The 17,654-nt window shown below is 64.5% G+C and carries 14 protein-coding genes and 2 pseudogenes; 7 read left to right on the top strand and 9 right to left on the bottom strand.

Features of this window, described 5'->3' with window-relative positions; all coding sequences use genetic code 11:
• Positions 1–13 precede the first annotated feature (13 nt).
• Entirely contained in the window at positions 14–1,585 is a 1,572-nt protein-coding gene (gene cydD / locus BF95_RS09230; RefSeq protein WP_043151038.1) for a thiol reductant ABC exporter subunit CydD, read from the top strand.
• Positions 1,582–3,174: an ATP-binding cassette domain-containing protein gene (locus tag BF95_RS09225; protein ID WP_043151036.1), complete on the top strand. Its 1,593-nt coding sequence runs from the start codon at positions 1,582–1,584 to the stop codon at positions 3,172–3,174. Before cydD ends, BF95_RS09225 begins: the two co-directional genes overlap by 4 nt.
• Here BF95_RS09225 and BF95_RS09220 read toward each other — a convergent pair.
• Positions 3,171–3,491 (bottom strand): ArsR/SmtB family transcription factor, encoded by a 321-nt coding sequence (locus BF95_RS09220; RefSeq protein ID WP_043151035.1) that lies wholly within the window; start codon positions 3,489–3,491, stop codon positions 3,171–3,173. The genes BF95_RS09225 and BF95_RS09220 overlap by 4 nt on opposite strands.
• A gap of 46 nt (positions 3,492–3,537) precedes the next feature.
• Positions 3,538–4,200 carry a peroxiredoxin gene (locus tag BF95_RS09215; protein WP_043151033.1) on the bottom strand — a complete coding sequence of 221 codons (663 nt, stop codon included), beginning with the start codon at positions 4,198–4,200 and terminating at the stop codon, positions 3,538–3,540.
• A 90-nt stretch (positions 4,201–4,290) separates the two neighbouring features.
• Here BF95_RS09215 and trxC point away from each other — a divergent pair, with 90 nt between their 5' ends.
• On the top strand, positions 4,291–4,746 hold the full coding sequence (gene trxC / locus BF95_RS09210) for a thioredoxin TrxC (protein WP_043151032.1): 456 nt from the start codon (positions 4,291–4,293) through the stop codon (positions 4,744–4,746).
• 232 nt (positions 4,747–4,978) lie between these two features.
• Here trxC and BF95_RS09205 read toward each other — a convergent pair whose 3' ends face one another.
• On the bottom strand, positions 4,979–6,730 hold the full coding sequence (locus BF95_RS09205; protein WP_051519939.1) for a chloride channel protein: 1,752 nt from the start codon (positions 6,728–6,730) through the stop codon (positions 4,979–4,981).
• A gap of 127 nt (positions 6,731–6,857) precedes the next feature.
• On the opposite strand from BF95_RS09205, the gene lgt reads away from it, so the two are divergent.
• Positions 6,858–7,718 carry a prolipoprotein diacylglyceryl transferase gene (lgt, locus tag BF95_RS09200; RefSeq protein ID WP_051519938.1) on the top strand — a complete coding sequence of 287 codons (861 nt, stop codon included), beginning with the start codon at positions 6,858–6,860 and terminating at the stop codon, positions 7,716–7,718.
• 112 nt (positions 7,719–7,830) lie between these two features.
• Here lgt and BF95_RS09195 read toward each other — a convergent pair whose 3' ends face one another.
• The 4 genes from BF95_RS09195 to BF95_RS09180 are packed head-to-tail and all read right to left on the bottom strand — an operon-like array spanning position 7,831 to position 10,480.
• Positions 7,831–8,754: an alpha/beta hydrolase family protein gene (locus tag BF95_RS09195; RefSeq protein WP_043151031.1), complete on the bottom strand. Its 924-nt coding sequence runs from the start codon at positions 8,752–8,754 to the stop codon at positions 7,831–7,833.
• 10 nt (positions 8,755–8,764) lie between these two features.
• Positions 8,765–9,574, bottom strand: coding sequence for a sterol desaturase family protein (locus BF95_RS09190; protein WP_043151030.1), 810 nt, complete (start codon positions 9,572–9,574; stop codon positions 8,765–8,767).
• Between the two features lies 1 nt (position 9,575).
• Positions 9,576–10,013: an EF-hand domain-containing protein gene (locus BF95_RS09185; RefSeq protein WP_043151106.1), complete on the bottom strand. Its 438-nt coding sequence runs from the start codon at positions 10,011–10,013 to the stop codon at positions 9,576–9,578.
• A gap of 56 nt (positions 10,014–10,069) precedes the next feature.
• Positions 10,070–10,480, bottom strand: a complete 411-nt coding sequence (locus BF95_RS09180) for a hypothetical protein (protein WP_043151028.1) — start codon at positions 10,478–10,480, stop codon at positions 10,070–10,072.
• 158 nt (positions 10,481–10,638) lie between these two features.
• On the opposite strand from BF95_RS09180, the gene BF95_RS09175 reads away from it, so the two are divergent.
• A complete protein-coding gene (locus tag BF95_RS09175; RefSeq protein ID WP_043151026.1) occupies positions 10,639–11,355 on the top strand; it encodes a response regulator in 717 nt (238 codons plus the stop codon).
• On the top strand, positions 11,352–12,743 hold the full coding sequence (locus tag BF95_RS09170) for an ATP-binding protein (RefSeq protein ID WP_081764102.1): 1,392 nt from the start codon (positions 11,352–11,354) through the stop codon (positions 12,741–12,743). The genes BF95_RS09175 and BF95_RS09170 overlap by 4 nt, the downstream gene beginning before the upstream one ends.
• Before the next feature lie 286 nt (positions 12,744–13,029).
• On the opposite strand, the gene BF95_RS09165 is transcribed toward BF95_RS09170, so the two are convergent.
• A complete protein-coding gene (locus tag BF95_RS09165; protein ID WP_235209656.1) occupies positions 13,030–13,863 on the bottom strand; it encodes a DUF6629 family protein in 834 nt (277 codons plus the stop codon).
• A gap of 204 nt (positions 13,864–14,067) precedes the next feature.
• A pseudogene (gene ppsA, locus BF95_RS09160) lies at positions 14,068–16,484 on the bottom strand (phosphoenolpyruvate synthase).
• A 44-nt stretch (positions 16,485–16,528) separates the two neighbouring features.
• Here ppsA and BF95_RS09155 point away from each other — a divergent pair.
• Positions 16,529–17,347, top strand: a pseudogene (locus BF95_RS09155) (NAD(P)-dependent oxidoreductase); the annotation flags it as partial.
• Positions 17,348–17,654 lie beyond the last annotated feature (307 nt).

Below are 17,654 nucleotides of genomic sequence, written 5' to 3'. Positions count from 1 at the left end.
TGGTGCGAAACTGATGCGGATGAGGCGCGCTTCCCTGTTATGGCTGGTGGACGGAGTGTTGGCCGTCTGTGTGGCCGCAGCAGTCGCTATCGCCATTTCGACGCGGGCCGGGAATCGTGAACACTACGTAGTCGCGCTCCTCCTGCTCGCTGCCGCTGCCGCAACGCGCGCAGCTCTCCAGACAACGGCCTTCTCGCAGGGGCATCGGGACGCGGCTCGTGCAAAGCGCGCATGGCGATCGCCTGCATTCAGCGCGGTGCTGCGCGCTGCTGCCGGCTCGCGACGGATGCTCGGGGAGCAGGTCGCCGATGCGATCGACCGGATAGAGGACATTGACGGCTATCATGCGCGCTTCTTACCGTTGCGTTTTGCAGCGGTGGCGACGCCCTTGCTGATCGCGGCATCCGCAGCACTGGCGAGTTGGATTGCAGCGGCCATTCTCCTGGCGACGCTGATCCCCTTTGCCCTGGGCATGGCGCTGGCGGGAACCGTGGCCAGCCGGGCAGCCGCTCGGCAGCTCGACGTTCTGGCGCGGCTCTCGGGACTGTTTATCGATCGCATCAGGGCACTCCCCGTGATCCTTGGCTTTGGCGCGCAGGATCGGGTCACGCGCCAGCTTGCCGAGGCGACACAGGAGGTCGCCCGGCGCACCGTCGTGGTTCTGCGCATCGCCTTTCTCTCCGGGGCGATCATCGAGTTCTTCGCCGCGCTGTCGGTTGCAATGGTCGCGGTCTATTGCGGTTTCAACCTGCTCGGGCTGCTGCCCTTTCCCGTGCCCGAGACGCTCGACCTGAGCCGCGCCCTCTTTGTTCTCATCCTTGCGCCTGAATTCTATCTGCCGATGCGCCGCCTGGCCGCAGCCTATCACGACAAGCAGGTCGGTGAAGCGGCGCTCGAGCGTCTGGCCGCCCTGACTCCGGCGCCGGTGGTCGCCACGTCGCCGGTCCATATGCTGGCGGCTCCGCCCGCCATCCGGTTCGAGTCAGTCGTTATCGATTATGGCGAACGAAGAGTGGGACCGATCTCGATGCACATCGCCGCCGGCTGCGTGACGGCGCTCTCGGGTACGACCGGAACGGGCAAGTCGAGCCTGCTCCACGCGCTGTTGGGGCTGGCGCCGGTGGTCGCGGGCGATATTCTTCTCGACGGACGCCCACTCTCGCCGGAGGCGCTGCGCGGGGAGGTCAGCTGGGCCGGTCAGGCGACGGCGCTCGTGCCGGGAAGCCTGGCCGACAATATCCGCCTGGCGCGTCCCCATGCGAGCGATGCGGAGGTCGAGGATGTCGCGCGGCGCGCGGGACTGACCGAGGTCGTGCAGACCCGAGGGGCGGGCCTTGCAACCCTCATCGATCCACGCGGATCGGGCCTCTCGGGCGGCGAGCGCCGGCGCGTCGGTATCGCGCGGGCGCTGCTCCGCGACGCCCCGCTGTGGCTCCTCGATGAACCCACCGCCGATCTCGACGAAGGCTCCGCGATGGAACTGGCCCGGCACATAGTCGAGGCGGGCAGGGGGCGCACGGTTCTCCTCGTCACCCATAGCGCCGCGATCGCTGCATTGGCCGATCATCGCGTGGTGCTCTCATGAATCGCGAACTGGCGGCGCTGCTGGCCGATGTGTCCCAGCCACAGCGGCGCGCGAGCGGCGTCGCGCTGTGGTGCGCGGCGGCTGCCGCGATGGCGGGGATCTCGCTGCTTGGACTCGCGGGCTGGTTCATCACCGCCGCGGCCCTTGCTGGGGCGGCGGGAATAGCCGCGATCCAGGCGTTCAACTATCTGATCCCCAGCGCCGCGATCCGCTTGCTCGCGATCGTACGGACCGTCACGCGCTACGGCGAAAGACTCTATGGGCACAAGGCTGCGCTGTTCGCTCTTGCTGCCCTCCGGACCCGACTGTTCGGGTGCCTGATCAACGCGCCGTCGCCAGAATACACCCGGTCGGCGGGCGAGGCTGGCGCGTTGCTGCTGCAGGACGTTGACGCGCTCGAGGATCGATTCGTGCGCGCGCCAGCCTATTTCGCCGGAATGGTGGGCGCAGCCACGGCGTTGGGGCTGGCGATGCCCGCCGGACCGCGCGCTTTTCTTGCGTTGTTCGTCATCATGGCTGCGGGAGTCCTGGCCGCGCGATCGTTCGCCCGGCGTGTGCTGCCACGCCGGCGCTCGACATCCAGGAGCAGATCGCACGGGCTCAAGCAGGATTTCGTCGAATATACAGCGGCGTCGCCCGAGATCGCCGCTTATGGATTTGGTCCCTCGATCGAGGCGCTGCTGGCGCGGCAGGCCGCCCGGCTCGATGACGCCCGTGTCGGCTTCGCCCGGAATGAGGCGCTGCTCGGCGCGGGGGTGACCGCGCTGGGCGGCCTCGCCATTGCGACGATGATTGCCCTGTCGCGGGCAAGCCTTCCCCTCACCCTGCTTGCCGCCCTCGCGGCCGCAGGGGCGCTCGAAGCGCTCGGCGCCACGATCAGGTCCCTAGGCCGCGACGCCGTCGTCGCGGCAGGTCTGGAGCGGCTGGCGCAACTCGCCGCTATTCCTGGGCCCACGGCGGCGCCTGTCCCTTTGATCGGTGAGAGCATTGCGCTGGGCGACGATCCGCGCTCGGTCATGCTTGCAAAGGGTGACCGGCTCGCGATCACGGGCCGGTCCGGTGCGGGCAAGACCAGTTTGCTGGAGTGTCTGGCCGGCTGGCGCACCACATGTGGCCATAGCTTGCTGATCGATCAGCGGCCACTTGCCGAATGTCCGCCCGAAGCGCGACGGCGCCTGTTCGCGCTCTCGCCGCAGGATGGGGGAATGATCGCCGGCACCATTGCCGACAATTTGAGGCTGGCGCGGCCTGGCCTCGAAGACGAGGCCCTCTGGCACGCGCTCGGCATAGCCTGTCTGGCAGATGACGTTCGCGTCATGCCCGAGAGACTGTTGACCTGGATTGGCGATGGCGGCGCCCGCCTGTCGGGAGGACAGCGCAAGCGGCTGTCCCTGGCGCGCGCACTGCTGGCTGGGCTACCCTGGCTGCTCCTCGACGAGCCGAGCGAGGGGCTTGATCCTGCCACGGAGGCGGTGCTCTGCGCCAACCTGGATTCATGGCTAAGGGAAACCGGAACCGGACTGGTCCTGGTCACGCACCGCTCGGCGATGCTGCCGCTTGCGCATCGCCTTCTGGAGCTGCCCGATTAAAGGATCTTCGCGAACGTGGCCGCCGAGCCGCGCGCGGGCGTGGCCTTGATGGGTTCGGCTCCCGAGGTTTTCATCCCGGCCAGATCTGCCATGAAGGCGGCCGTGCCGGCCAGTGCTGCCGGCGCGAGGTGGTAATAGACCTGCTTTGCGGCGCGGCGCGTCCTGACGAGTTCCGCCTTGCGCAGGATCGCCAGCTGCTGCGAGAGACCGGGCTGGCCGATCCCAGTCAATGCTTCGAGTTCGCCCACCGATTGCTCACCCCGTATGCGCAACGCGTCGATCAGCCTTAGCCGTGTTTCGTGGCCCAGGATGCGCATCACCTCGCAACTGTCTCCAGCTCGATTTCCGACAAGGGCTTAGCCGTCACGTCGATGCGTCCTTCCGATCGGGACGAGATCTGTGAAACCAGAGCGGATCGGCTGCGCCGGCGAGAAGCGCGGCCTGATCGGCATGGGGCGGCAAAAGCACATCGTCGCCCGGACGCCAGCCTTCGGGCGTCACTACATTATCGGCATCGACCCGCTGCAACGCGGCAAGCACGCGCAGCATCTCATCAACCGACCGACCGACCGTCGCGGGATAGCAGATCATCGCCCGGATGATGCCATCGGGATCGATGAAATAGGTCGAGCGCATCGTCGCTGCGTCGGGGGAACGGTCCGAGATCATGCCATAGGCCCGGCCGATGATCAGCGAGGGATCCTCGACGATCGGAAAGGCGACCGTCACGTCGAAAGCATCGCGAATCGCCCTGATCCAGCCCAGATGCGCGTAAAGGCTATCGACAGACACCGCGAGCAGCTTGCAACCGAGCGCCTCGAACCGCTCTGACGCCCGTGAGAGCGCGACGAACTCGCTCGTACACACCGGCGTGAAATCCGCCGGATGCGAGAACAGTATCAGCCAGCGACCCCGGAAATCCGACAGGCTGACCGTGCCCATCGTGCTACGCGCCTGGAAATTGGGTGCCGCGTCTCCGATCTGCAAGATATCTGGCGTCTGGGCGGTGGCCGTCGCATCGTTCATTCACGTCTTCCGTTCCATAGCCATCTTGGCAATCGTGATCTCTTGATTACATAAGTCATGTAATCAACTAAATGGCCGGAGTAAAGCCGCATGACAGCAATCCAGTCCGATCCGGCCCTTGTGGTGTGTCCGCGATGCGTTTCGGTTAATCGGGTTCCGGTGCGAAGACTTGACCAACATCCGCAGTGCGGCCGCTGCAAGCAGCCGCTCTTTCGGGGTGAGCCGATCGTCGCGGACTCGCACGCGTTTGCGCGCCACGTCGAAGCCGGCTCATTGCCGGTGCTGGTTGATTTCTGGGCGCCCTGGTGCGGGCCTTGCCGCGCGATGGCGCCCGCCTTTGCCGCCGCTGCCCGGGAACTCGAGCCCGGCATGCGGTTGCTCAAGATTGATACCCAGGCAGAGGAGGCCGTTGCCGCGCGATTCGCCATCCACTCCATTCCGACGATGATCCTCTTTGCCAATGGTCACGAAATCAAGCGCACGGCGGGTGCAATGGATCGTCAGTCCATCATTGCCTGGGCAGATCGTAATCGCCCATCTTCCTGAGCGGTGAATTGGGGACCGAAGGGTAGCGTGCGGGAAGTTCAGCAAAAATCTCCTGAAAGGGTTGGCCTTTGGCAGGGTCACTCAAGATACGCCCGTCGAAGGCTTGGCGTGAAGATCGGACCGAAGCGGCACTCCTGTTCCGACAGCGGCAACCGATTCATAACAGCGGACTGGCATTGCGCTGTCTGGATAGGCATGGCCGAGGGCGGACTCTGTCGGCTTCGCGGCTTGCCTAGTCCTCCCCGTAGAGGTCGCGCTGCACGCGGTCGATCTCGTCGGCATAGCGCTTGCGCACATATTTTTCGGTCAACATGCCGAGGATACGACCTTCCGGATCGATAACGGCGAGATCGTCGGCACCGCTGTCGTCGAAGCGTTCCATAATCGCGCCGATCGTCAGTTCGGGCGACAAGGTCACGTCCTTCAGGATCGCGAGTTCCGACACCGGACGCTCGCCTGCGTCGGTGTCGGCAAAGACCGCAGCTGTGGGAACCAGCCCCGCATAATGGCTGGCTTCGTCTTCGAGCAGGACGCGACTCGTCGAACCCAGGGGGAACTGCGCCTTGAACTCTGCCATGGGCAGCGTCGACAAGGCTGTGGCCGGCGCAGCGCGCATCATCCGCCGTGCGGTCAGAGAACGCATCCAGCCGATGTCGCGCGCGCTTCTGATCACTTCGCCCCTAAGGTGGAGGCGCCAGGTTGAGAAAGAATAGCCGAACCGCTCGCGGACGAGTGCGCTCGAGCACAGGGTCGCTGTGAGGACGATCGCCGTGATCTCGAAATCATGGGTTGCCTCCAGGACGAGGAGCGACATCGTCATCGGGCCACCGACAACCGCGACCGCGAGGCCCGCCATGCCGACAAGCGCCGCATCCACCGGTGATAAAGGGATCACGCCGGGGATGAGCGCCCACAGTTCTGCGAAAATCTGGCCGAGCAATGCGCCGAGAAACAGGGAAGCAAAGAACAGGCCACCGCGAAATCCGAAGCCGAGCGACACGATCGACGCCAGGCACTTCAGCGCGAAGACAAGCGCCAGCGCACCCAGGGCCAGTTCGCCACCGATGGTCAGGTGCAGGGCCCCATGTCCGGCCGAGAGTGCGTGCGGCGAGATCATCGCGATCGGAATCAGGATCAACCCGCCAATGGCTGGACGCGACCATTCGGGAAGTACACTGCGCCGAACGACCGCCTCGACGAGCGAGACCAGGCGCATGAGCGCGATACCGACAACCGCCGAGATCAGGCCGAGCCCGGCATAGAGCAGATAATCGACGGTGGCGAGATTCTGGCTGCTCGTTGCGGCGATGAGATAAGCAGCGGTGCCTAGTGTGCGAGCCGTGATCACAGCGGCGAGCGTGGCGGCGACGACCGGTGCGATGCTGGCGGGTGTGTAGGCTCCGATGACGATCTCGAAGGCGTAGAAGGCCCCGGTGAGAGGCGCACCGAATGCCGCGCCAATCGCGGCGCCGGCTCCCGCGCCGACCAGCACGCGCAGGTCGTTGCGGCGCAGGTTGAGCCATTGGCCGATGAGCGAGGCAACGCCGCCGCCGGCCTGCGCATAGGCAGCTTCGAGCCCGACAGACGCGCCGCAGCCGTTCGAGATCAACGTCTGGCCGGATACGAGCATGGTGTCGCGGAACGGAATGCGGCCGCCATGGAGGGCGTTGGCTTCGACTACGTCTATCGCCGTGCGCTTGTGGTAGCGGACGGTGAGAATGATCGTCCCGAGCAGCAGTCCTCCCAGGGGCAGAGCCAGCAATCGCCCTGGCGAAATCGTTGCAAGGCCGCTCAGTCGATCCTCGACGTCGAAATGATAGAATGTCGACTGCAGGAAATGCGCGACAGTGCCGAGGATTGCCGCGAGCAGCCCGGCAGCGATGCCGACACCGATCGAAAGCAAAATGAAGCCTGCTTCGCTCAAGCGGAAAAGGCGGCGCGCGAGCGAAAGAAGTGCGGTGGGGCGCAGCAGGCGTTCACTCATGGGAAACTGGCTGCGCTTTCGGCACCAAATGTGACGGAAATGATTGGAAACATGGAAAGGATTACCGTTGAGCGCGAGTCCGAATAATGGAAAGAGGCTAGATCCCCCCTTAGATCGGACCAGCGTCATGAGTCTCGCGGGCTATGTCCCAAACGCGATCTATTTTTCGTCGCTTCATCTCAATCCCGTGCTCGTCCAGGTCGGTCCGTTCGCGCTGCGCTGGTACAGTCTCGCCTATATCGCCGGCATCCTGCTCGGCTGGCTATATCTCGTCCGCCTTTTGGACGAGAATGCGGCGCCGATGACTCGAGAGCATGCCAACGCGCTCGTCACATGGGCGACGGCGGGCATAGTGATCGGCGGGCGCCTTGCCTATGTGCTCTTCTACGATTTTGCCACCTATCTGGCTCATCCACTGAATGTCCTGCGTCTCTGGGCGGGCGGAATGTCCTTTCATGGTGGCGCGCTGGGTGTCGCCATCGCCATCTTCCTCTTCGCCCGTCGCCATCGCCTCGATTGGCTGCGGATCATCGACTATGTAGCGATGTCCGCACCGATCGGACTGTTTCTCGGCCGGCTTGCAAACTTCGTAAACGGAGAACTGTGGGGGCGACCGACCACCCTGCCCTGGGGGATCGTATTTCCCGGTGCCGGCCCTCTGCCGCGCCACCCAAGCCAGCTTTATGAAGCGATGCTCGAGGGACCGCTCCTGTTCGCGATGCTATGGTGTTTGTTCCGGTTTACCGGAGCACGGCGGCGCCCCGGCCTTCTGTGTGGCGCGTTTGTGCTCGGCTATGGCGTTTTCCGCTTCCTCGTTGAGTTTGTCCGCGAGCCCGATCAGCAACTCGTCGCCTTTGCCGTCCATTCAGGGCTTCACATGGGTCAGTGGCTCTGCGTACCCATGATTCTGGGTGGGTCCTGGCTGGTTCTGCGGGCGGTTTTAACTCCGGCGCCGACGTGCACCCGGCACCCGGCACCCGACAGGTAAATCCTAACTGCGGGTGTGCAGTGGCTTTTTCGCACCTGCGCGACATTAGGTCTGGGGGAAGCCGACCGCTTGAGCTTGATGGGTGCTCCAATCCCCGGAACTGGGTCGAGGTTCAGCGATGTTCGAGCCGATCGCCAGCGACCAAGCCCACGTCATCCGCGTCGAGCTGGCGCTTCGCCGCTTCATCGCCCAGCAAGGTCCAGCGCCAGAAGGCGATCGTCGCGTCGATGACCACCGCCTGGATATGGGCGTTCGGTGCGGGACGGCCATCACCCCGGCCGTTGAAGTCCATGTGGGTGGCGCCGTCGAGCACCAGCAGATATTTGCCGCCGGGCGGCATGGCGCGATACGGGCGCTCGCGGTCAGCGGGCCTGATCTGCGGGGTCAGTGGAACGCTGTCGTCCGTTCCGGTGATCGAGAAGAAGGGAATCTGCACGTCGGCGAACGCCGCTTCCGTCGAGCCCCGGAACGGCGGCGAAGGACTGAAAGCGATCGCTGCCTTCACGCGAGGGTCCGTGTAGGCATTGCTGCCAGCCATCGGGAAATGCTGGCCTGCGATCGCCTGGGTGGTATGCGCGCCGAAGCTGTGACCCGACATGCCGATCCGCGAGAGATCGAGGCGGCTGAGATCGCATCTACCCTCGCGCCCCTTGCGGCCGAGTTCGTCGATGACGAAGTGGACATCCGTAATGCGGGAAACGAGCTGCTGCGGCGACATCGCGCCGCGCACCGCGCCGCCGCGCAGGATGCTCCGGTCGCTGCCGGGGTGCTGGAGGTTGACGACCGCAAATCCGGCGCTGGCCCAAGCCAGCGCCCAGAGCATGCCCGAATCCACCGAGCCGCCGAGGCCATGGCTGAACAGGATGACGGGCACCTTGCCCGACCCTTCCGGCATGCGGATGCGGACGGGCACCGTGCGGGTGCGGGCGCTATCCACCCAGCTGGCCTCGCACACTGGGCCGGGCGACGTTGTCGCCCAGGCGGTTGACGATGGGGTGAGGCTCAGTGCGGCTATCAGGATCAGAATGATTTTCATGAACTTTTCCTCAGGGCGCGCCGAACAGGGCGCGCGCTAGCTGGCGCGGTCCCCTGGCCACGGCGGCGTCCCGGGCAATGTAGCTCCACTCGCGCAGCGCCAGCCGGATCGGATTGGCCGTCGCCTCGCGATGGGCCAGGCCGTAGCGGATCGGTTCATCGGGCCGTTCGGTCGCAAGTGTCCCGAACAGACGGTCGAAGACGATCAGCACGCCGCCATAGTTGCGGTCGATATAGGCAGGGTTCGACGCATGATGCAGCCGGTGGTGCGCGGGCGTATTGAAGATCCATTCCACCGGGCCGAGCCTGCCCACCGCTTCGGTGTGCAGAAAAAACTGGTAGCGCAGGTTGAGCGCGAGCAGCCCGAACACCAGCCGCGGATCGAACCCTGCGAACACCAAGGGAACATAGAAGATCCAGCCGGCCGAGAAGAGATTGGTCCAGCCGAGCCGCAAGGACGACAGCAAGGTCATCTGTGTGGCCGAATGATGCACCGAATGCGACGCCCATAGCCAGCGCACGCGGTGGCTGGCGCGGTGAAACCAGTAATAGGCGAATTCGACCGCGGGGAAGCCCGCCGCCCAGGTTCGCCAGTCGTCGAGCGGCAAGCGGGTTGGCGCGATCGTCCACGCCGCCGTGAATAGGCCGCCCAGCAGCAGCGCGTTGAGCGCGGCAAACGGGATGTTGCCGGCAACGATACCGAGCGTCGTGAGCGCCGTACGGGCATCATAGCCATGCCCCTTGCGCATACGCCAGGCCACCTCGGCCAGCACCAGCGCCAGCATCATTGCCAACCAGACGGGCGAGCGCTCGGGGCTCATGTCAGTTCGCTCCGTCCCGCATCTGGGCCATGGCGGTGCGGGCTGCGGCGAGCTCTGCGCTGTCGATAGCGCCATCATTGTTGCTATCGGCACGCTCGAAGATGGGTGCCGGAGCCGATGCCATCTCGGCTCTGGTCAGCCGGCCGTCCCGATTGGCGTCGGCCTGCGCGATCATGGCCTCCAGGCGGTCCACCGCCTGCGGGCGGAATTTGGCGAGGCGTGCGAAATCGGCCTTGCTGATCGCGCCGTCATGGTTGCGGTCCATCGTGTCGAAACGAGCCGTGCGCGCAGCGGAGAATTCGGCGCAGGTGATGATGCCGTCATGATTGGCATCGGCCTTGTCGAACGCCGCAGCGCCGTCGCCGCCCCCGAAGCGCTGGGCGCAGGCGGGCGTGGCGACAGCCGCGGTTGCAGCGATCAGGATGAAAAATCGGGTCATCGGGAATTCCTTCGACTGGGTGGCCGCGCCCCGGGAGAAGAGCGCGGCCGGGGCAATCAATAGGGATCGCGATTGACCGTGCCCGACACCGAGGTGCTGGTGCCGTCGCGGCGGGTGCGGGTCGAAGCATAGCTCGCGGTGCCGTCGCCATTGTTGGTCGCGGTGGTGCTGCGGCCAAAGCTCGTGCCGTCGTTGAGCGTGGTCGTGCGGCCGCCATTATAGCTGCCGTCGCCCCAGTTGGCGCTGCGGTTGCTGTTGTAGCCGCGCCCATTGTTGGTCTGAAGGCTGCGGTTGATCGAGGTGCTGCCGGGCTGGCGCGAGACCGAGCGCTGCTTGACATAGCCGCGGCCGCCCGAGCCCTGGACGCTCACCACGCGACCACGCTGGCGGGCTTCCGCAGACGTGGCGACGGTGGCGCTGGCGACCGCTGCCGTCGCGGCTGCGATCAGGAAGAGTTGCTTGTACATGGATACGCTCCTTGATTGTCCGACGGTCTGACCGCCTTCAATCGGTATGGGTGCGTTGCGTAAGCCTGGTGCTGCACCACGGTAACGGACGGTGACGAATTGTAACGCACTGCCGCACGCTTATTCCATCCTCCGTCGCAACGCGGCACAAACACTTCATGGAGACAAGTTTCATTGCCGTCGTCGAGGACGACAACGAGATCCGGTCCTTGGTGACCGGGCTGCTGGTGCGCGAAGGTTTCGAAGCGATCGGGTGCCGCACCGCGGTGGAGTTCGACCGGTTGATCGAGCGTCAGCGGATCGATCTCGCGATCCTCGATATCATGCTGCCGGGCGAGGACGGCCTGTCGCTGTGTCGGCGATTGCGCGCTCGCGGGGATGTGCCGGTACTAATGGTCACCGCCAAGGGCGACGACGTCGATCGCATCGTCGGGCTCGAGATCGGCGCCGACGACTATCTGCCCAAGCCATTCAATCCGCGCGAGCTTGTGGCCCGCGTGCGGGCCATCCTGCGGCGCACGCGGGACGCCCAGCGGGTCGTGCCGGCATTGCGGTCCGAGCGGTACGTCTTCGCCGGTTGGATGCTCGACGCGGGTTCGCGCGCGCTCACCGATCCCGACGGCAGCCTGATCGATCTGACTGGCGGCGAATATGACCTGCTGCTGAGCCTCGTCACCCACGCGCAGCGCGTGCTCAACCGCGATCAGTTGCTCGACTGGACGCGCGGGCGCAGCGCCGGCCCTTATGACCGGGCGGTCGATGTCCAGCTCAGCCGCCTGCGCCGCAAGCTCGCCGAGCATCCGACCGGCGAGGCGCTGATCAAGACCGTGCGTGGCGGCGGCTATATCTTCACGCCCACGGTCCTGAGCCGATGACGATCGGGTCCAATCTCTCGCTGCGCATCACCGCCATCCTGCTCGGGGGCTTCGTGCTGCTCCAGATGCTGATCTGGGTGGTGATGGCGCTCCCCTCGCGCGGGGATGATCAGCGCCCCTATAATCTGCCGCTGCCGACCGAGGCGCGGACGATGGTCGACACGCTGGAGGCCGCACCGCCGGCCCGCCGCGCATCGCTCGTCACGATGTTCAATGGCTCGCTCTATACCGTGCGGATTCTACGCGAGCCGCCGCCGGCGCCAGCCACGCAGCGCGAGGGGCTGGATCGTCTGCGCATCGACTATGCAGCGGCGCTGCCCGGTCGTGATATCGGCCTTACCGGACGACGGCCTCTGCTTGGCCGCATGGCGGGGACACGCCCCTGGACCAGCCGCTTCTTCGCGCCGATCACGCTTACCGTGCCGATGCGCGGTGGCGATCTGCTTGTGGTCGACAGTCGGCCCTCGATGGTGGTGCGGGCCTATCTGCGCCAGCGCGCGTTCCTCGGCGCCGTCGGCGGACTGCTGGTGCTTGGTGTACTGGCGCTCGCGGTTCGCCAGACGACACGGCCGCTGGTCCGGCTATCGGCGGGCGTCCGCCGCTTTACGTCCGATCTCGACACGCCCGACCTCCCCGTCGCCGGATCGCGCGAGATGCGCGATCTCTCGGCCGCCTTCAACGAGATGAAGGCCAGGATCGGTGGGCTGATGGCGGAGCGCACGCGCATGCTGGCGGGAATCGCACATGACATGCGTACCTATCTGACCCGGCTGCGGCTGCGCGCCGAGTTTATCGACGACAGCGAGCAGCGTGCGAAGGCCGCCGCCGATCTCGACGAAATGGCGGAACTGCTCGACGACACGCTGCTGCTCGCGAAGCGGGATGGCCGAGCGACACCGCAGCCCCAACGCATCGATCTGGCGACAGAACTCGCCGCGATCGCTGCGCTGCGCGTCGACATGGGCGATGCCGTCACGCTCGGCGCCATACCTTCCGATCTCGCGATCGAAGCGACGCCGATCTCGCTTCGCCGCATGCTCGCCAATCTGATCGACAACGGCGTGCGCCATGGCGGCCACGTGTCGATCGAGGCAAGCGCAGATGATCAGACCGTCACGATTTCGGTCGCCGATGACGGACCCGGCGTTCCGCCCGAGACGCTGGAGCGGCTGGGCGAGCCGTTCGGGCGGCTCGACCCTTCGCGCAACCGTGAGACCGGGGGCGCCGGGCTTGGCCTCGCAATCGTCCGCGCATTGGCCGATCGCGAAGGTGCTGCCATCCGCTTTGCGAACCAGCCCAAAGGCGGCTTTGTCGCTACAGCAACTTTCCCACGAGACAACCCGAACGTTTCGCGCTCTACCCGATCATCAAAAGTCCGGGCGGGGTGACGGGGCGGATGCCCCGCCGCCGCGCGGCACGCGCGCACAACGCAACTTCAGCTAGAAAATTCCGATGCATCGTGGGTCATTCATGCGAACAATCTCGATCAGGTATTTCGCGTCTTGGCTGACGGGACGCACCGGCAATTTTCGATGGCTTGCTCCAGGCGCGGACGTCAGAGGTAGACGCTTCCCCTGAGCCGGCGGTCTCAACATTGCCCGGTTCCTCAGGGCGGCGATAAGGGCGAGGCCAGCGGGTCGATTGCAGAGATCCCAATCAACCAGCCTCTGGTGTTCAATCGGTCCCCACAAGAGCTGACCTGCCCGGACGTAACCAGGCGAGAAGGAACGGCCTGAGGTTTGGTGAAGCGCCGTTGGGCGTCTCGATATCAATGTTCAGACGCTTGAATTGCCAATAGATCATCACGCTCATGATCGCGGCGTAAAAACACCAGACAGAAGCAAATGCGTATTCTTTGACGATCTGTGCGACCGTCAGCGCAATGACGTTCACCACGCCGTAGGCTTTGACGACGCGATGGGTGGACAGCAGCAGGGCGCCGCAGGTCGCGAGAATATACAGGCAGGATATCCAGAAATCGCCGGTCAGCGGATTGCGGTAGGCGATCGAGTTCTGCTCGACAAAGACTTGGCTCGGAAAGAATATCAACCCGTAAACGTCCCACACACATACGAGCGCGCCGACGGCGGTCAGGCCGAGAATGGCCTTTCTGCGCCAGCCGGGTGGCTCCATCAACACGACAGCGGCTGGCATCAGCAGGGGCAGTATCCCCTGCGCATAGAGCATGAACAGGAAGGCGACATGATCAAGCGCAAGCTTGTCGATATGCCTGTCAAGGCCGAGCCAGACGAACCCTTCGGAGAATTGGTGAACCGCGAACAGCATCGGCACGGAAGCGAACAGGAGGGCGCGCGGCTCCCGGACATGCCGCAATGTCGCCACGCCGATCGATCCAATCACGGCGCTGGCGATAAAGCTGGAACTGGCTGAAAAGCACATGTCGTCATTCCCCGAAAAGGGGCGCGGACCCCTGACAAGCGCTTCCTGTGTCATACACAGCGTGATGCGGCGATCTTTGGCGTCTTCGCTGCCGCGGTCCAGCTTCAATTTAAGTGAAAGGCCGCGAGTAGGATTTATCTATTCGGCTCCGCGATCGGGTCCCGGGCCCCTTTCTGGGCGGAGCGTCGCACCTGACAGACAACAGCGGCGCTGACCTTGGCGAATAACTGCGACCGGCGCCATCGCATCTGGTTTATCAAGGATACGGACATAAATGGAGATAGCCACGCGGGCGCAGGCGAATCATTTCGTTCACGCGGCCAGTACGGGAGCCGGCGTCGGCTCTGCACGAGGGGACTGTTCCGCCTGGCTGATATGGGCCATCGTCCGAACGAAGCTGTCGGGATTGAGCGAGATCGAATCGATGCACTCGTTCACCAGGAATGCCGCGAAATCGGGATAGTTGCTGGGCGCCTGGCCACAGATGCCGATCTTGATGCCGGCGGCATGCGCCTTTCGGATCGCTTCCGACACCATCCGCATTACGGCTTCGTCCCGCTCGTCGAACAGCGTCGCGAGCAGATCGGAATCGCGATCGACACCGAGCACAAGCTGGGTGAGATCATTCGACCCGATCGAGAAGCCGTCGAAGCGCTTGGCGAACTCTTCGGCGAGGATCACGTTCGAAGGGATCTCGCACATCATATAAACTTGGAGCCCGTTGTCCCCGCGGCGCAGGCCGTTCTCCGCCATCACCGCGAGCACCCGATCGGCTTCGGCCGGCGTGCGGCAGAAGGGGACCATGATGATCACATTGGTAAAGCCGAGCGTTTCGCGGACGTGCTTGAGTGCGCGACATTCAAGCGCGAAACCCTCGCGATAGCGCTCGTCATAATAGCGCGAGGCGCCGCGAAATCCGAGCATCGGATTTTCCTCCTCCGGCTCGAAGGCTCGACCACCCAGAAGGTGGGAATATTCGTTCGTCTTGAAATCGCTCAGCCGCACAATCGCCGGATACGGATGATAGGGGGCCGCCAGTTTGGCGATCCCGCGCGACAGGATTTCCACGAAATAGTCTGCCGGACTGGCATGGCCTCGAGTCAGCTCTCGGATCAGGCGGTTGTCCTCCGCGCTAACCCGCTCGGGATGGAGCAGGGCCATCGGATGCGCCTTGATCAGCGCGTTGATGATGAACTCCATGCGGGCAAGACCGACACCCTTGGCCGGGAGGCGCCACCACTGAAAGGCGGCGGCCGGATTGGCAATGTTGACCATCACGTCCGTCCTGGTCGTGGGAATGGCGCCCAGATCAATCTCTTCCCGGTCGAAAGCGAGAAGACCGTCATAGACGCTGCCGACATCGCCCTCCGCGCAGCAGAGCGTGATGGCCTGCTCGTGGCGGAGCACCGTCGTGGCGTTGCCGGTCCCCACGACTGCGGGAACGCCCAGTTCGCGGCTGACGATCGCGGCATGGCTGGTGGCGCCGCCATGATCGGTGATGATGCCGGCCGCGCGCTTCATGATCGGCACCCAGTCGGGATCGGTCGTGCCGGTGACGAGGATCGCGCCGTCGCGAAACTGGCCGATGTCGGCGGCGTTGCGGATTACGCAGGCCTGCCCTGATGCGATCGCGCTGCCGATGGCGGCGCCGGTCACCAGCGGAGTGCCGCCCTTGGTCTTGAGCTGATAGCGCTGGAAGGACGAGCGGCTGAGCCCGGCCTGGACGGTCTCCGGACGTGCCTGGACGAGGTAGAGCAGGCCGCTCTCGCCGTCCTTGGCCCATTCCATGTCCATCGGCCGGTCGTAATGGGCCTCGACGATGACGGCCCATCGACCGAGTTCGAGGATGTCGTCGTCATCGAGCACGAAGGCTTCGCGCTCGGCGGGGCTGGTCTCAACGATGCGGGTGCGCTTGCTGCCTCCTTCGGCATAGCGCATCTTCAAGGCCTTCTTGCCAAGACTTTTCTCGATGATGGGACGCGCGTTCGCCTGTTCGAGCAGCGGCTTGAAGACAAGATATTTGTCCGGGTCGACGCTGCCCTGCACGACCGTTTCGCCCAGACCCCAGGCGGCGCTGATCACCGCCACGTTAGGGAAGCCGCTTTCGGTGTCGATCGAGAACATCACGCCCGATCCGGCAAGATCGGATCGCACCATCTGTTGGACGCCGATCGATAGTGCGACATCGAAATGGTCAAACCCCTTGGTCTGGCGGTAGCTGATCGCCCGATCTGTGAAGAGTGATGCAAAACAGCGACGGCAAGCATCGAGCAGGGCGCGGTGGCCCCGCACGTTGAGGAAGGTCTCCTGCTGACCAGCGAAGCTGGCGTCCGGCAGATCCTCTGCCGTTGCGCTGCTGCGGACCGCCACGGCGAGATTGGGGGCGCCAGCCTGGTCTTGAGTTCGTCATAGGCCGCCTGGATGGCGTCGGCGAGGGCAGGGGGAACCTCGCTGTCAAGGAACAGAGACCGGATCGCATGGCCGGCTTCCTGGAGCGTCGCCTTGCCTTCCTCGTAGGTGGCGAGCTGCGCCCGGATCGCGGCTTCTATTCTGTTGGCCGCAATGAAGCTCCGATAGGCGTCGGCGCTCGTGGCGAAGCCATTGGGAACACGCACGCCCTTGCCCGAAAGCGTGCGCACCATTTCACCGAGTGAAGCATTCTTGCCGCCTACCGACGCGATATCGCCGATCCCGATCTTGTCGAACCAAAGTATCGGGCTCTCGGTCATTGTCTGGTCCACCTCTGTAGAGATGGAGGACGATATGTTCGCCCATGGTGGCTTGTCTGTCGGGGATGATACGTAGTGGCCGACGCACTGAAATCCGGCATGTCGAGAGGACGGGCGCATGCTTTTCAGGGAGTCACATGATGCTGGTGGCCGTTTTCAGCACCAAGCCCTATGACCGGCAGTTCCTCGAGGCTGGCAACGCTGCGGCCGGCTTTCCGCACGATCTCGCTTTCCTGGAAGCGCGGCTCAGCGTCGAGACTGCGCCGCTTGCCGCCGGATCCGGCGCCGTCTGCGCCTTCGTGAATGATTGCCTTGATCGCCTGGTGCTGGAACGTCTTGCCGTGCTCGGGATTAAGCTCGTCGTGCTACGCAGCGCGGGATTCAACAATGTCGATCTTCTCGCCGCAGATGCGCTGAAACTCCCGGTAGCAAGGGTTCCGGCCTATTCGCCCCAAGCGATCGCGGAACATACGCTCGCCCTCATCCTGTCCCTCGACCGCAAGATCCACAAGGCCTATGCCCGAGTGCGCGAAGGCAATTTCTCGCTCGAAGGACTGCTGGGGTTCGATCTGAACGGGCGGACGGTCGGCATCGTCGGAACCGGAAAAATCGGGGCAGTCGTAGCGCGCATTCTCAACGGTTTCGGTTGCCATATTCTCGCCTGTGACCCCACCGCGAACGCCGAAATTGTCGCCATGGGTGGCATTTATGTGGAGCTGGATGCGTTGCTGGCTGCATCCGACATCATCACGCTGCACTGTCCGCTCCTGCCGGAAACCCGGCATATCATCGATAGCCGCGCCGTCGCCCGGATGAAGCGCGGCGTCATGCTCATCAACACAAGCCGGGTCGGGGTCATCGATACGCAGGCGATGATCGATGGGTTGAAGACGGGTGTGATCGGCTATCTAGCCCGTCCTATTCAGTGGTGGCCTGAGGGCAGTGGCGCTGGGGGGGCTGGCTTGAGGCGAAGACGCGGCTGGCCGAGGCGCCTTTTGCATCGCGTGTTGAGGGTGGTTTGCGGGGTTGAAGGACAGGGTTTGTTCAGCGGCGCCTGCCGCGTTGTTCAGGGTCCGGCGGCGCGCAGGGTGAGCGAGATGGATCGGAAGAGGGCGGCATCGGGGCAACCGGTCGCAAACGCGACACGGATGCGGCTGGCGGTTTCCACGA

Source organism: Sphingobium sp. Ant17 (genome assembly GCF_000588875.1).
Classification (GTDB): Bacteria; Pseudomonadota; Alphaproteobacteria; order Sphingomonadales; family Sphingomonadaceae; genus Sphingobium.
This window is presented reverse-complemented; position numbering and strand designations above follow the sequence as displayed.